The following is a 17,016-nucleotide window of genomic DNA, read 5'->3' as shown; positions in this document are numbered from 1 at the left end:
CCGAGACGGCCATCGCCATGGCGGCCGTCTCGGGGCGGGTGGCGGCCCGTTCCCCCGCGTGGATGGCCGCACCGTCAACGCCAGCCCAGAGCAGTCTGCCGTGCGGCGGCAACTCCCTGATCAGGGCGCCCAGTTCGGTCCAGAACGCGCCAAGGTCCTGCGCCTTCCCCGCCGGGGAGCCGTCCACCACGACGACGGCGTCCGCGCTTCGCCCTGGCTCCACGACGACCGCTCCCCTGGCCCTGAGCTCAGCCGCGAGCGCGTCCCCGAGCCCGGGCTCCGCCGTGACCAGACGCACGGTGCCGGACAACGCCGAGGGCTCCGCGGCCAGTTCGCGGGCGCGCCACCCGGCCCTGAGCGCCTCGGGGCCGCGCCGCTTCGGCGCCGGCGCCACCGGCCGGTGAACGTGCCAGTACTTCTCCTGGGCGAACGGATAGGTCGGCAGGTCCGTGGTCCGGGCGCCCGCCGGGGAGACGGCGGCCCAGTCGAGGTGCACATACCCGGCGCGCACCAGGTCCACGACGGCGCGGGGATCCGTGCCCGGGTCCCGTTCGGCGGTCAGGCCCGCGTCGGCGCGGGCGATCGGCACGGTGCCCGCCGCCACGGCGCGCAGCGCCGCCGCGATCCCGGCGGCGTCGGGCCCGTGGACGGCCGTCTGGAAGCCGAGCGCGGAACGGCCGACGTTGGCCGTGTGGCACAGGTCGGCGGTCTCCCGCGCGGTGCGCGCGGTTTCGAAGCGGTCGGCGTAGGCGGTGGCCAGCGCACGCACCGCCCGCTCATCCGCACCCGTCACCCGCACCACATAACCCCCCCGCACCACCGGCTCCCCCCGCACCACAGGCGGCGCCTCCTCCACCACCACATGAGCGTTCACACCCCCCATCCCAAACGCACTCACCGCCGCCCGCCGCACACCCCCACCACGCGACCACACCCACGGACGATCCACCACAAAAAACGGCGTCCCCTCAAAACGCACATGATCATTCGGCCGCCGCACATGCAACGACGCCGGCACCACCCCCCGCTCCAACGCCAACAACACCTTCACCAACCCCGCAAGCCCCGCCGCCGGCTCCAAATGCCCAATATTCGACTTCACCGAACCAATCCCACAAAACTGCGAACGATCCGTAAACCGACGCCACGCCCGCGTCAACCCCTCCACCTCAATCGGATCCCCCAACCCCGTCCCCGTCCCATGCGCCTCCACCAACCCAATCGACTCCGCCGACACCCCCGCATCCCGCAACGCCGCCACCACCACCTCATGCTGCGCACCACCACTCGGCACCGTCAGACCACTCGTCCGCCCCCCGTGATTCACCGCACTCCCCCGCACCACCCCACGCACCCGATCCCCATCACGCAACGCCGCCCCCAACGGCTTCACCACCACCGACACCACACCCTCCCCCGGCACAAACCCATCCGCCCCCGCATCAAACGCCCGCACCACACCCGAAGGGGACAGGGCGCGCAGGTTCCGCATGGCGACATAGTGCAGGGGGGACAGGGCGACGCGGACACCGGCGACGATGGCCTGCTCGCACTCGCCCTCCCTGAGGGAACGCACCGCCGTGTGCAGGGCCACAAGCGACGACGAACACAATGTGTCGATCGTCATGCTCGGCCCCCGCAGATCCAGGAAGTAGCTCAGCCGGTTGGCGAGGAAGGCGTTGTGGTTCCCCAGACCGCTGTGCGCGTCCAGCTCGGGCGCGATGTTGTACTCGCGGTAGTGCTGGTAGCTGGCGCCGACGAACACGCCCGTGGCGGGCGGCAGCTGACGCGGCGGAAGCCCCGCCGATTCCAGCGCCTCCCACGTGGTCCGCAGCAGCCAGCGCGCCTGCGGGTCAAGCGCCTCGGCCTGGCGGGGGAAGAAGTCGAAGAACTCCGCGTCGAACTCCTCGACGTTGTCGAGGAACCCGCCCATGTCGGGCTCCGCCCCGTTAGCGTACTCGCCCCACCGGTGGGCCGGTGCCGGGCGGAGGGCCGTGCCCGAGCCGGCGAGCAGCGACCAGAGGGCCTCCTCGTCCTGGGCGCCCGGCAGCGCGAACGCGAAGCCGATGACGGCCATGTCCCTCTCCTCGCGCGCCGCGTCCGACGCGGCCCGGCGGGTGCCCGCGCCGGCCGAGGGCTCGGGCGGCGGCGCGGCGAGCGGCCCCTCGGCCGCGGGCTCGGGCGGCGGTTGAGTGGACGGCTCATCGGCCGGGGGCGCGAAGGTTCCCTCGGCGGCCCGCTCGGCCACGGCCGCGGCCAGGGCTCGGCAGTCCGGGGAGTCCAGGACGTCGGCCACGTTCAACGGCACGCCGTGGGCCTCCTCCACGTCGGCCGCGATGGCCGTCGCCAGCAGGGAGTCGAGGCCCGCGGAGGACAGCGGGGTGGTCGGGGTGATGCCGGGGTCGTGGAAGGCCCTCCGGACGATCGCGAGAACCGCGGCCTCGGCCGCCTCCCGGTGCTCCCCGCGCGGGGCGGGGCCGGTCACCGGGGCGGGCTCCGCGGACGGAGGGCGGCTTGGCCGCGCCCCCGGTTCGGTCACCGTCCGGTACTCGATGCCGCTGAGCCGGACCAGCACGCCGCCGTCGGCGGAGAGCAGTGCCGCATCGCCGCGGCGCACGCGGTCGGTGCCCGTGTCGTCGGCCTCAAGCAGCACATGGGTCGTCTGCGCCGGGTCGCCCCACCGGGTCACCCGCCCGATCGAGACAGGCAGATACGTTCCGTCCGGGGCCGCCGGGTCCGCGAGGGTGAGCACGGCCATGCTCTGGAGGGCGGCGTCGAGCGCGACCGCGCCCCGCTCCAGCGCGCCGCCGGACGAGGCGTCAACGCGCGCCAGCACACGAGCCGTTCCGTGACGCACCTCGGTGAGGGAACGCAGCGGCGCGCCGATGGCCATGCCCTTCACCTCGAACCAGGCGTACAGGCCCTCCGGTTCCAGGGGCCGGGTGAGTTCGGCGCGCAGCGCGTCGAGGTCCAGGGCCGTATCGGCCGGCGTCTCCTCGTGGGCACCGGGTTCGATGCGGGCGACGACCCGCTCGCCATAGCGGAAGGCGGCCGGTCCGGTGCGGGCCGGGTCGTCGAGGTCGCCGGTGAGGTGGTGGGTGCCGGTCCCCCGCACCGGGAAGGTGACGCGCCCGAGGACATCGGTGTGCCGAAGCGCGAGGGCCAGCGGCAGGGCGCCCGGCACGCTGGGCTCGCCGAACACCCGGTGGGCACCGGTCAGCCGGGCCACGACATCATCCGCTTCCTCCTCCACCCGCCGCGTCCCCTCGGCGGCGCTCCGGAAGGGATACGGCGGCAGCGTGATCCGCCGGGCCGGCGCCCCCTCGTACACCTTGCGCCAGTCGACGGTCCCGCCCGCGACGTGGAAGGCGGCCAGCGAGCTGCTCAACCGGCTCTCGGGAACGCGCAGTCGAGCGGTGAGCCGCTCCACGCCGACGGAGGTGAGCGCCGCCAGGCGTTCGATGAGCGCGGTGTCGGTCACCGCGGTGCCGCCCGTGAGCACGGTGTCGGCGCGCAGCACGGCCCCGTCCGCGTCGCCTCCCCGGCGGACGATCCACGCGAGTCCGGCGCGCAGTTCGTCGGCGGTTGAGCCGAGGACGGCGACGCGGTGCCGCCGGTGGTCGCGGCCCACCGCGGCCGAGCGGCACAGGGCGGCCGCGGTCTCGGGTCGCGGCATCCGCAGGATGCCGGCCGCGCGCCGGGCCAGTGCGTCGGGGGTGTGGGCGGAGAGAACGAGGAGGTGTTCGTCCAGCGCGCCCGGCGCGGCGTCCTGTTCGGCGGGGCGGTCGGCGACGTACTCCTCCACGACGATGTGCGCGTTGGTGCCGCCCATGCCGAAGGCGCTGATCCCCGCGCGGCGCGGCCCGTCGGAGTGCCAGGGAAGCGGCTCGGTCGGGATGGCGAACGGCCCTGAGGAGAGGTCGAGGTGCGGCCCTGGGGTCTCGAAGCCGGCGAGCGGCGGGATCTCCCGGTGGCGAAAGCACAGCAGGACCTTGACCAGGCCGGCGAGCCCGCTGGCCGGTTCCAGGTGGCCGATGTTGGCCTTGACGGAGCCGAGGTGGCACGGGCCGCCGCGGGCCGGGTCGCCGCCGAACACCTCGGCGAGAGCCCCGATCTCGATCGGGTCGCCAAGCCGGGTCGCCGTGCCGTGCGTCTCGATCAGCGTGATGTCGGCCGGGGCGACGCTCGCGTCGTCCAGGGCCGCGCGGATGACCTCGCTCTGCGCCTCGCCGCGGGGCACCGGCAGAGCGCTGCCGCGACCGCCGTGGTTCACGGCCGCGCCGCGGATCACGCCCCAGACCGGGTCCCCGTCCCGCTCGGCGTCGGCGAGCCGCTTGAGCATCACGGCCACCGTCCCCTCGCCCGGGACGAAGCCGTCGGCCCGGGCGTCGAAGGGGTGCGGCCGGGACTCGGACAGGGCTCCCAGCTGGCTCAGACTGCGGTAGTACCAGGGGGTGAGACCGACCTGGCTGGCCGCCACGATGGCGGCGCCGCAGCGCCCCTCCCGCAGGGCCGCGACCGCCTGCTGGACCGCGACCAGCGACGACGAGCAGAGGGTGTCGACCGTCTGCGACGGGCCCGTCAGATCCAACGCGTAGGAGATCCGGTTGGCCAGCAGCGCGTTCATGGAGCCCAGCGCGGTGTAGGGGCCGACGGTCTCCAGCCCTCTGGCGTCGCGGTGATGGGTGTAGGTGGCGCCGACGAAGACGCCGATGTCGCGCCGGCCCGCGAGGCCGCTGTCGTCCCGCACCGCCCAGGCGTGCTCGAGCAGCAGCTTCTGCTGGGCGTCCATCTCCTCGGCCTCGCGGACCGAGATGCCAAAGAAGGTGGGGTCGAAACGGTCGATGTCGCTCAGGAAGGCGCCCGTACGACAGTATGTCCCGGTCATGTGCGGACCGCGCCGCTCGAAGTGGGCGTCGATGTCCCAGCGTTCGGCGGGTATCTCGGTGAACGCGTGCCCGCCGGAGCGGAACAGGGACCATGTGCCGTCCGGGTCCTCGGCTCCGGGCAGGTTCCAGGACGCGGCGACCACGGCGACATCACCGGGCCTGGCGCCAGAGGGTCGGGACGGCGCCCCGTGGTCGCCGGTCCGCGGCGAGGGCGCGGGCGCCGGGGGAACGACGGGTGCGGGCGCGGGCTCGGGCTCGGGCTCGGGCGCGGGCTCAGGAAGGGCCTCGGCCACTCCGTAGCGTTCCGTCAACGCCCGCGCCAGCTCCTCGAAGCCGCCGTACTCAAGGAACAGCGTGGCCGGCAGGTGGACTCCCCATCTGCGGGACAGCTCCTCCGACATCTCGACGCTCATGATCGAGCTCATGCCGTGGTCCGCCAGGGGCGTGACACGGTCGAGGGAGGCGAGGCCGAGACGCCCCGTCAGGAAGCGCTCCAGCTCCTCCTCGACGCGTTCGTGGTCCGCTCCCCCGGCGCTGACGCCGCCGTCCCCCTGGGCGGGGGAGGCTCCGGGCGCGGCCCGTGGGGTGTCGTCATCGGCGAGCGCGTCCGAGGCGTCGGGGTGTGCGATGACGACCTGGCGCCGGTCGCCGCCCAGCACGGCGACGAGCGCGTCCAGGGCCTCCGCGGTCCGAAGAGGGCGGACGCCCCGGCGCCGCAGCTGCTCCGCGACGGCCGTGCCCATGCCGACCTCGCCCCACAGGCCCCAGTCGACGCTCAGCCAGGGCGCGCCGCGCGCGTGCGCGAAGGCGTCCAGATAGGCGTTGGCCGCGGCGTAGCCCGCCTGTCCGAGATTTCCGAACGCTCCCGAGACGGAGGCGAAGAGGACGGCGAAGTGCAGGTCGAGACCGGCGACCGCGGCGGCGAGTTCGCGGACGCCGTCCACCTTGGAGCGCATCACCTCGGCGATGTCCTCGGCGGTGGCGGAGCGGATCAGCCCGTCCCTGAGGGTGCCGGCGGCGTGCACGACACCGTGCGGCTCGCCGACCTCGGCGCGGAACCGTTCGAGCACGGCCCGAAGTTCGCCCGGCGCGGCGATGTCCGCGGCGTAGGAGACGACCGAGCACCCTGGCGCCTCGATCCGGGCGAGCTGGGCGCGATCGACGTGCGCCCCGCCGGAGCGGCTCACGAGGGCCACCACGCCGGCGCCCTCCCGAGCGAACCGGGCGGCGACCTCAAGGCCGAGGCCGCCGTGACCGCCGAGGATCAGATAGCGGCCTCCTCGGCGGATGGGCCGCGCCGTGGCGGCGGACGGGCCGGTCCTGACCCGGACCGGCTCATGGCGGACGCCGCCCCGGTAGCCGACCTCGGGGGGACCGTCGCCGACTTCCGCCAGCAGCACGTCGGGGGAGGCGTCGTCGAGGTCGACGAGCCGGGGCCGCAGTCCGGGGTACTCGATCGCGGCGGTGCGGACCAGCCCCCAGAGGGCCGCGCGTGCGGGAACGGGCCGGTCGTCGCCGGTGACCGGCTGGGCGAACCGGGTCACCGCGAGGAAACGGGCGCGGCGCTGCCGTTCCCCCAGGGTCTTCAGCGCGGCGAAGCAGCCGTACAGACCGGCGTCGAGCTCCGCCCGCTCCGCCCTTTCCGTCCCCTCCGCCCTTTCCGCCCCCTCCGCCCTTTCCGTCATCTGCGTCCGCTGTGGACCGCAGCCGCCCAGGTGCACGACGCCGGTCACCTCGTCGCCCACCGAGGCCCAGAGTCGGCGGAAGTCCTCCTCGTCCGCCGCGGTGAGGAGCCGGTGGTCCGGGTCCTGGGCGCGCGGGGCGGCCCCGGGTGCGAGGACCGCCTCCACCACACGGGCGCCCTCGGCGCGCAGGTGGCCCGCGGTGCGCTCGCCGAGGCCACCGGCGTGGCCGTCGTGCACGACGACCCAGGTGCCGGTCGCGGGTTCGCGCGGCGTGCCGGGCGGGGCGGCCCGCGACCACTCGATCCGCGAGACCGGTCCTGGGACACCGGCCGACGAGCGGTGTGCCGTGCCCGGCAGGGCCGGGCGGCGCATCCGCACGCCGGTGAACTCCGCCACGACCTCACCGGACGGCCCGAGCACGAGGGCGTCCCCCGTCGCGTGGGCGCCCTCGTCGGCGGTGCGGCGCGCCAGCACGCTCACACCGGTCGTCGCGGCCGACAGGTCGCTCAGGACCGCGAGGCGGGCGACGCCGATCGGCAGCATGAGCCGGGGCTCGCCGCCAGGGGCGAGATCCTGGAGCGCGCAGCTGACGACCTGGAAGACGCCGTCCACCAGCAGCGGGTTGGCGTGCCAGGGCTGGGGTTCGGCGTCGCTGCGCAGGGTGGCCAGGGCCGTGCCCTCCCCGACGGTGAGGTCAAGGACCGTGCGGAAGTCCGGCCCGTAGTCGAGCCCCGCCCCCGCCCAACTCCCGTACAGATCCTCCGGGTCGATGTGCCGGGTGCCGGTCACTCGCCGGACCCGTGGGCGGGGTCCGCCGTCGCCAAGCAGCCGGCCTGCGCCTGTGGACAGCGCCTTCCGTTCCCCCGCCAGGACGGTGCTCAGCTCGAAGCGCGTCCGGTCTACGTGCGTCACATCGAGGCGTACGGGCGCCGTCGCCCCGTCGGCGATGGCCAGGGGCCGGAGAAAGGAGACGTCGGTGAGTTCCAGGGGGACGAACGGCCGGCGCCGGGCGACCCCGACCATCGCCATCTCCAGCTGCACCGCGGCGGGCAGCAGCCCGGTCCCCTGGGCACGGTGCTGGGCGACGAAGGGGTCGTGTCCCGCGAAGGTCTTCTCGTAGGTCTCGGCTCGTTTCGTCATTCTGTCTCGCTCCGGTGTTCGTAACGACGGTCGAACAGCGGGTGACCCACGGCACTCGTCACGGTGCGGCGAGCGGGAGGCGCGGTCAGCTCCAGTCGGTCGAAGGGATAGGTGGGCAGGGAGGTGGTGCGGTGGTTCCCGCCGGTGTGGAGCTCGCTCCAGTTGAGGTCGGCGCCGGTGCGGTTGTGGTGGTCGGTCAGGGCGGCCCGCAGCTGGGCCCGGTCGTCGCGTCCGCGGTGCAGCGTGGCGATCCACGCCGGGTGAGGCTCGGCGAGGGTGGCCCTGGCCAGCGGGAGCAGGTGCGGGTGGGGGCCGATCTCCCAGACGACGTCCGGCTCCGTCCCGGCGAGTGTGGCCAGCGCCTGGGCGAAGCGGACGGGCCGGCGGATGGCCGCGGCCCAGTGCTCGGGGTCGGTCGCGGTCTCCGCGGTGTGCCAGTCGCCGGTCAGCGTGGTGGCGAACGGGAGAGCGGGGGGCTTGAGCGGCGTGGCGCCCACGGCCTGGGCGAACGGCCGCACGGCCGGCTCCATGGCCGCGGAGTGGAAGGCGTGGCTGACGGCGAGCCGCTGGGTGCGGATCGCGGTCTCGGCGAGGAAACGGGCGACGGCGTCGGCGGGGCCGGTGACCGTGTGCGCCCGGGGCGCGTTGTACGCCGCGATCTCCACGTCGGGGTGGTCCCGCAGCGCGTCGGTCAGTGTCCCCGCGTCGGTGTGGACCGCGGCCATGGATCCGCCGGCCGACCGCTCCTGCATGAGCGCGCCGCGCAGCGCGGTCAGCCGCAGCAGGTCGGGCAGGGGCAGCACGTCGGCGGCCCAGGCGGCCGTGAGTTCGCCGAGGCTGTGCCCTGCGACGGCGGCCGGGCGCACCCCGACCGCCTCCAGGTAACGCACCAGGGCCACCTGGACGCTGACGATGGCGACCTGCGCGTACCGGGTCTGGTCCAGCAGGTGCCCGGCGCCGCCGTGCAGCAGATCGAGCAGCGGAACGTCGAGGTGGGGCTCGACAAGTTCGGCGCACTCGTGCAGGGCCTCGCGAAAGGCGGGCTCGGTCGCCGCCAGTTGCTTGGCCATGTCGCCGTACTGGGTTCCCTGGCCGGTGAAGAGGAAGACGGCGGCCGGATTTCCGCCCCGCTGGACGGCCGACGTGCCGCCGTCGGCGACATCGGCGAGCCGCGCGGCCAGTTCCGCGCCGTTGGCGCCGTGCACGGCGACGCGCCAACGGTGAGCCGCGCGGCCCGTGTTGGCGGTGTACGCGAGGTCGCCCAGCTCGTCGTCCGATGCGGTTTCGAAGCGGTCGGCGTAGGCGGTGGCCAGCGCACGCACCGCCCGCTCATCCGCACCCGTCACCCGCACCACATAACCCCCCCGCACCACCGGCTCCCCCCGCACCACAGGCGGCGCCTCCTCCACCACCACATGAGCGTTCACACCCCCCATCCCAAACGCACTCACCGCCGCCCGCCGCACACCCCCACCACGCGACCACACCCACGGACGATCCACCACAAAAAACGGCGTCCCCTCAAAACGCACATGATCATTCGGCCGCCGCACATGCAACGACGCCGGCACCACCCCCCGCTCCAACGCCAACAACACCTTCACCAACCCCGCAAGCCCCGCCGCCGGCTCCAAATGCCCAATATTCGACTTCACCGAACCAATCCCACAAAACTGCGAACGATCCGTAAACCGACGCCACGCCCGCGTCAACCCCTCCACCTCAATCGGATCCCCCAACCCCGTCCCCGTCCCATGCGCCTCCACCAACCCAATCGACTCCGCCGACACCCCCGCATCCCGCAACGCCGCCACCACCACCTCATGCTGCGCACCACCACTCGGCACCGTCAGACCACTCGTCCGCCCCCCGTGATTCACCGCACTCCCCCGCACCACCCCACGCACCCGATCCCCATCACGCAACGCCGCCCCCAACGGCTTCACCACCACCGACACCACACCCTCCCCCGGCACAAACCCATCCGCCCCCGCATCAAACGCCCGCACCACACCCGAAGGGGACAGGGCGCGCAGGTTCCGCATGGCGACATAGTGCAGGGGGGACAGGGCCACGTGCACGCCGGCGACGATGGCCTGCTCGCACTCGCCCTCCCTGAGGGAACGCACCGCCGTGTGCAGGGCCACAAGCGACGACGAACACAATGTGTCGATCGTCATGCTCGGCCCCCGCAGATCCAGGAAGTAGCTCAGCCGGTTGGCGAGGATCGCGTTGTGGTTCCCCAGGCCCGCGGCCGTCTCCACGACATCGCCCACGACGACGTCGCGGTAGTGCTGGTAGCTGGCGCCGACGAACACACCCGTGGAGCCGTGCACCCGGCCGGCGATCCCGGCGTCCTCGAGCGCGCGCCAGGCCGACTGGATCAGATGACGCTGCTGGGGGTCGATCCACTGCGCCTCGGCAGGTGAGAGCCGGAAGAACCCGGCGTCGAACTCGGTGAGGCCGTCGATGAAGCCAGCCTTGCGCAGGTAGACCGTGCCCGGCTCGCCCTTGGTGCCGTAGTACTCCTCGATGTCCCAGCGGTCGGGCGGCACCTCGCGCAGGCGGTCCTCGCCGGCCATCAGGACATCCCACAGCTCCTCGATGTTCGCGGCGCCGGGGAAGACCCCGTCGAGGCCGATGACGGCGATGGCGTGGCGGTCGTCGTCGGGCGTGCCCGCGGCCTCGGCGGGGGCGGGGAGGGAGCTCGCGGGCCTGCTCCCGGCACCCGCGGCGGAGGCCGGGGGCGCGGGAGGAGACGGCGGGGATCCGGCGTCGGCGCCTGGGGACGGCACGGCCGTAACGCCGTACTCATCGCGCAGCTCGGAGGCGAGCCGCCGGACCGTTCCGACCTCGAGCAGCAGGGTGACCGGGATGTCGACGTTGAGCTTCTCCTGGATGTCCTGGGCCAGCGAGACGGCGAGCAGGGAGTCGAGTCCCTGTTCCTGAAGCGGCCGGTCAGGCTCGAGGGCGTCGGCCTCCCGCTCCAGGGCTGATGCCACCCACCCGACCAGGGCCGCCTCCAGCCCTTCGCCCGCCCGTTCCGGCGCGGCGCGGTGGCCGTTGCGCGCGGCGGGGGCGATGGCGGGAGTGGCCTTCCCCGCCAGCCCGGACAGGCCCGTGCGCAGGGCGTCCCGCTCCGGGCCCGGCTCCGGCACCCGGTCGGGCGGCGACGGCGAGAGCCGCTTCCAGGTGACGCCGTGGGCTTCAAGCACCGGGGTGCTCCCGTCGAGAATCACCAGGCTCGCGACGAGCAGGTCGGCGTCGGGGCCCGTGTCCCGGTCGCGCCGGGCGTATACGCGGGCCGTGCCGGGGAGCCGCCCGAGGACCGAGAGCCGCCCGATGGTGAAGGGCACGTACAGCCCCTTCGCGCCGCACGCGGCGAGCGCGACCTGGAACGCCCCGTCAAGCAGCCGGGTGTCCACCGCGCCAAGCGGTGGCAGTCCCGCCCGCAGCTCGCCGGTGGCCCATCCGGGGGCGGTCGCAAGGGAGGCGACCGTGCGGAAGCCGGGGCCGTAGCGGAGCCCGTCGCGCTCGAACGCGCGGTACATCGCGTCGAGATCCGCCTCCGCGAAAGCGTCGCCCGAGGGGGGCGCGGTGAACGCTGGCGGCTCCGGGTCGACCACCCGGCCGTCGCAGACCAGGGCGCCGGCCGCGTTGTGGAACCTGACCGACGCGCCCTCGCGTTCGGCGGAGAGGGTCTCCGGGCCCTCGACGGTCACGCGGAATGTCAGGTCGCGCAGGCCGAATCGGTCACGGCCGACGAGTTCGGCGACTCGGCCTGGATAGGCCGCGCCGGGCAGGGTCGGCCTGCCGAGGACCACGTGCTCGGCGGCCTCGTCCCGCGCGGCCCACGACCGGGCGGCACGGCCGGTCGGCGTCGCTGGCGCGGTCCCCGCGCTCTCCGCGCGCTCCGCGGGCTCCAACCAGAGGTAACGCTCCTCGTGCGGCGCGGTCGGGAAGCGGACGGGTGCCCGCCCCGGCCCGGCGGCGAGATCGGCCCCGGCGACGAACTGCCGGGCGGCAGCGGCGAGTTGATGCCGGTCCGCCCCGGGCTCCACCGGCACCGACCCGGTCCGGCCACCGCCGGAGGCGACACCCGCGTACAGGGAGCGCGCCTCGCTCACGCCGGCGAGGAACAGCCGCAGCTTGTCCTCCAGTTGCTCCACGCCGTCCACCACGCAGGCCAGGCGGTGCGGCGCCGCGGGACGGCGCAGGCTCGCCTCGCTCAGCGCGGCCAGGGGCGGGCAGTACGCGGCCCCGAGCATCAGCACCAGGCGCCGCGCCAGGGTGCGCAGCCCGGCCTCGGAGGCGGCCGACAGCGTCAGCAGGCGCGGGCCGTGGTCGGCGGCGGGCGCCGAAGGGGGCGCGGCCTCGACCACGACATGGGCGTTCGCGCCGCCGAAGCCGAAGCTGCTGACGCCCGCGACCCTGGGCCCCTCCCAGGGCAGGAGCCGGTCGGCGACGAACAGGGGCGAGCCGTCGAAGTCGAAGGCCCGGTTCGGGGTGCGGAGGTTGAGGGACGGCGGGATCGCGCCAGCCTGGAGCGCGAGGACCGTTTTGATGAGGCCGGCGATGCCGGCGGCGGGCTCCAGATGACCGATGTTGGTCTTCACCGAACCGATGGCGACCGGGCCCGTGGCCGCCCGGCCGACCACCGCGTGCAGCGCCTCCAGCTCGATGAGGTCGCCGAGCTGGGTGCCGGTGCCGTGCGCCTCGACGTATCCGATGCCGTCCGGGGCGGTCCCGGCCGCGGCCAGCGCCTTGCGCAGCACCGCTTCCTGGGCTGGCCTGCTGGGTGCCGTGAGGAACCCGGCGCCGCCGCCGGTGTGGTTGACGGCGCTGCCGCGGACCACGGCCAGCACGGGATCGCCGTCGCGCTCCGCGTCGGCGAGCCGCTTGAGGACGACGACACCGCAGCCCTCGCCGCGGACATAGCCGTCCGCCGCCTCGTCGAAGGCGCGGCACATCCCCTGCGGGGACAGCATCCCGCCGCGCGCGAAGGAACGCGTCTTGTCCGGCGTGAACACCAGGTTGGCGGCTCCGACCACGGCGGCGTCCACATCGCCGACGCGCAGGTGCATGGCCGCCTGGTGGAGGGCGACCAGCGACGACGAGCAGGCCGTGTCGACGGCGAGGCTCGGGCCTGACCAGCCGAAGACGTGCGACAGCCGGTTGGCGATCATGGAGATGGCGGTGCCCGTCGCCGCGTGCGGATCGGCGTGGCCGGTGCTCCGCGCCACGAGTTCGGGGAAGTCGCTCGCGATCGTGCCGACGAAGACGCCGGTGTCGGCGCCGAGAGAGACCTGGTCGTGACCGCTGCCCTCAAGCGCCTCCGCCGTCACGGTGAGCAGAAGGCGTTGCAGGGGGTCCATCCGGCGCGCCTCGCGGTCCGTCAGGCCGAAGCGCGCGGGGTCGAAGTACTCGACGCCGTCGATCCAGCCCATGCGCACGTCGTCGGCGTCCGTCCACAGGTGCGCCCAGCCGCGCCGTCCGGCCGGTGCCTCGCCGATGCCCGAGACGCCGTCGACGAGGTTCCTCCAGAACTCGTCGGGTGTGGCGGCGCCGGGGAACCGGCAGGCCATGCCCACGATGGCCAGGGCGTCGGCCCCGACGGGACGCCGCGCGCCCACGGGCCCGTCGGCCTCCGCCGACGCGGCGGGCGCGACGGGCGCGACGGGCGCGACGGGCGCGGCGGGTGCGGCGGGTGCGGCGGGCGCGGCGGGCGCCGACCGCTCGGGCGCGGCCCGTGCGACCCGCGCGGGGGCGACCGGCTCCGGTGCCTCTGCTCCGGCTGCGGGTGCGGGCCCGTCGGCGGCGCCGTCCTCCCGCGCGGCGACGACGCGCACCGCGCCCTCGTCCGCCAGCAGCCGGGCCAGCCTGGCCGGCGACCCGGTGGCGAAGATGGACGTGGTGCTGATCTGCGCGCCCAGCGCGCGGCTGAGCCGTGCCGCGGCGACGGTGACATTGGCCGACTCGCCGCCCAGGTCGAAGAAGTTGGCCTCCGTCCCGAAGCCGGAGCTCCCCAGGGTGTCCGCGAAGGTGCGCGCGATCACCTCGGCCAGGGCCGCCATGGTCAGGCCGACCGCCTCGCCGGCCGCCTGGGGCGGCGGCGCGGTTCGCTCGGTCGCGGGCGCGGGTTCCGCGGCCCTGACGATGGTGTCCCGCGTCGGCTCGGGCAGCCGCGACCTGGCGACCTTGCCGTTCTCCGTGAGGGGCAACGCCGCGAGGCGCACATAGGCGTCGGGCACCATGTACTCCGGGAGCGATTCCCGGACGAACGCGTCGAGTTCGGCCTTCGTCCCCGGTGCGTCGCCGACCAGGTAGGCGGTCAGCCGTGGTTCCCCCCGCCCCTCGAAGCGCGCCGCCGCGACCACGGCCGCGCCGACCCCGGGGCACCGCTCCAGCACCCGCTCGATCTCCGCGGGCTCGATGCGGTTGCCCCGCACCTTCACCTGGGCGTCGACGCGGCCGAGCCACGTGAGGGCGCCGTCCTCGCCAAGCCGCACCTCGTCGCCGGTGCGGTAGAGCCGTTCGCCGGTGACCGGGTGGGCGGGGAAGGCGTCCGCGGTGAGGTCAGGGCGCCGGCAGTAGCCCCGGGCGAGCCCCGCGCCCGAGATGTACAGCGTGCCGACCGCGCCGGGGGCACACGGCTCCCACCGCTCGTCCAGGACGTGGAACGCGAGCCCTGGCAACGTCTCCCCCAGGGGCGGGGGCGCGTCCACGGAGGTGACGCGGTGGCAGGAGGCCCAGATGGTCGCCTCGGTCGGCCCGTACAGGTTCCACAGCGCGCGCGCCGAAGCGTGCAGCGGCTCGGCGAGGCTGGCGGGCAGCGCCTCGCCACCGGAGAGGACGGTGAGGCCGGGCACCGGTCTCCAGCCGGTCTCCAGCAGCAGCCGCCACATGCTGGGGGTCGCCTGGGCAACGGTCACCTCGCCGACCAGTTCGGCCAGTCGGCCCGGGTCGCGGGCGACTGAGCCCGGGGCCAGCACCACCGTGGCGCCGACCGTCAGGGGCAGGAACAGCTCGAGCAGGGAGATGTCGAAGGCCACCGTCGTGTGTGCGAGCACCCGGTCGCCGGCCGAGACACCGAGGCGTTCGCCGATTCCCGTGAGGAAGTTGGCCAGTGCCCCGTGCTCGATCTCGACGCCCTTGGGTTCGCCGGTGGAGCCGCTGGTGAACAGGATGTACGCCAGGTCACCGCCACCGGGCGTGGCCGGCACCGCCGCCGCCGAGCCGTCCGCCTCCGGCACCCGCAGGGCCGGGCCGAGCGACGCGCCAAGCGCGTGAGTCGCGGCGTCGGTGAGCACCAGGTCGCACCCGGAGACCTCGGCGTAGCGCCGCAGCCGTTCGACGGGGTAGCCGGCGTCAAGCGGCAGGAAGGCGGCACCGGCCCGCAGGACGCCGAGCAACGCCGGCAGCAGGTGGGCGCCCCGCTCCAGCAGCACGCCGACGACCGAGCCGTGCTCGATGCCGTGGTCGTGGAGGCGGGCGGCGATCGCGTCGGCCCAGGCGTCGAGCCCGGCGTAGTCCAGTGTCCGGTTGCCGCAGCGGAGGGCGACGGCCTCAGGCCGCTCGGCGACCGCGGCGGCGACCAGGTCGAGGACCGTGGGCCCCGCCGCCTCGCTGGTCGCGTCCCCGGCCTCGGCGGCGGGGGTGACGGCCGGTTCCTCCGGCTCCGCGGTCGCGCCCCCGGCGTCGGCCGCGACGGGCCGCTCGCCGGCGGGAGCGGCGTCCTCGCCGTGGAACAGCGCGGCCAGGGCGATGTCCTCGACCCGTTCGGTGAACGCCAGCGCCTCGTCGGAGCGCATCGCGGTCTCCCGCACGAAGACCGTGGGCGGGCCGTCGTCGAGGCACAACAGGGCGATCTCGGTGTGCGGTTCCGCGGACGCCTCCTCGCCGGCCAGCCGTTCCAGCACCATGACCCGGGTGAAGGCCGGCTCCTCGGAGCCCAGCGGACGCCCCGCGAGGCCGAGGCGAACCTCGAGGTCGGCGGCGTATCCCTTCCGTTCCGCCGCCTCGTCCAGCTTGTCGAGCAGGGAGCGCGTGCTGTCCGCGTCAAACCGGACGGGGAAGCGGGCGGCGGCGATGCCATGCGTCCGGTCCGCGAGGGCACGCGCGGCCGACGGCGACCACGCGAAGTCGTAGACGGCCTCGCCCGTGCGCTCGGCCACGGCGGCGAGGAAGGCGCGCACGACGCCGACCGCCTCCTCGCGGGAGGCCGGGGTGAACGCCAGCTCATAGCGCCCGTAGTGCGCCGTGGCCGCGGTGAAGTCGTCGGCGGCCAGCGGCGCGGGGCGCAGCTCCGCCAGCCGCGCCCGCCACCACGGCTCGCGGGGCCGCAGCAGTCGCTGGGCGGCGGCGATGTCCTTGAGCCGCTCCGCCGAGACGGCGGGCATCGCGGCGCCCTCGACGATGCCCAGGCGCTGTGCGGCGGCCTGGCCGCTCAGGGCGCTTCCGTCGACGGCGAGGAAGTCGCTGAGGACGAGGTCCGCGTCCGGCGCCGCGAGGGTGAGCGCCGAGGTGGCCACCCCGAGCGCGATGGTGTTCTCGCGGGGTTCGTCACGTGGAATGAGCCTGACCTGCCGGGTGAAGACCGCGCCCTGCTCGGTGACGAGAGTCGGGATGCCGAGCGGGTTCGGGAAGGAGCCGTAGTCGAGGGCCTTGGATATCCGGACGGCCTCGGCGGCACTGGTGCCGGCGTGGATCACGCCGCCGGACGCCATGCGGGCGGACCGGCGGTAGAACCGCCGCTCGCGATCGCCGGTGTCGACCGGCTCGGGCAGGGTGCCGGCCACCACATGCGGGACGAGGTTCCGGAACAGCTCGATGCCGGTCTCGCTCGCCTCGTAGGTCAGGGACAGGGCGGTGGAGTGGTCGCGGATCGGGAACCACCGCTCCAGCAGCACGCCGCCGGCGTCCACGGCCTCCGCCATCAGGTGCCAGGTCGCCGCGTGCCTGGTCGCTCCCTCGTAGAGCGCCCAGGCCGGAACGTTGCTGCCGGAGTAGCGGGGCAGCGGGCCGTCGTGGAAGTTGATCGCGGCGATCCTCGGCAGGTCCAGGATCTCCCGGGAGAGGATCCGGAAGTTGACCACGCTGAACAGGTAGTCGAACGGCCGCCCCGACAGCGTCGCCGCCAGGTCGTCCGGGTCGTGCAGGGCGATGCCGTGCTCGGCCGCCCACGCGGCCGCGGCCGGGTCGTCGCTGAGGACGCCCTCGACGCGTACGCCGGCGTCGAGCAGCTGGGTGGCGCAATGGGTGAGGACCCGGGTTCCGCCGATGATGAAGCAGTTGCTCGGCAT

General features: G+C 74.6%; 2 protein-coding genes (1 of these 2 cut by a window edge). Both read right to left on the bottom strand.

Annotated elements, in window-relative coordinates:
- Positions 1-7,714, bottom strand: the 5' portion of a protein-coding gene (locus DEH69_RS21200; RefSeq protein ID WP_113688558.1) for an SDR family NAD(P)-dependent oxidoreductase. Its footprint begins 1,355 nt before the window's first position; the window shows 7,714 of its 9,069 coding nt (coding positions 1-7,714); the start codon lies at positions 7,712-7,714; the stop codon falls past the left edge of the window.
- Positions 7,711-17,016, bottom strand: a complete 9,306-nt coding sequence (locus DEH69_RS21195) for a polyketide synthase (protein WP_113688557.1) — start codon at positions 17,014-17,016, stop codon at positions 7,711-7,713. Before DEH69_RS21195 ends, DEH69_RS21200 begins: the two co-directional genes overlap by 4 nt.

This window comes from Streptomyces sp. PT12, assembly GCF_003311645.1.
In the GTDB taxonomy this organism is placed as follows: Bacteria; Actinomycetota; Actinomycetes; order Streptomycetales; family Streptomycetaceae; genus Streptomyces.
Note: the sequence above shows the minus strand (reverse complement) of the source record. Positions and strands in the feature narration are given on the sequence as shown.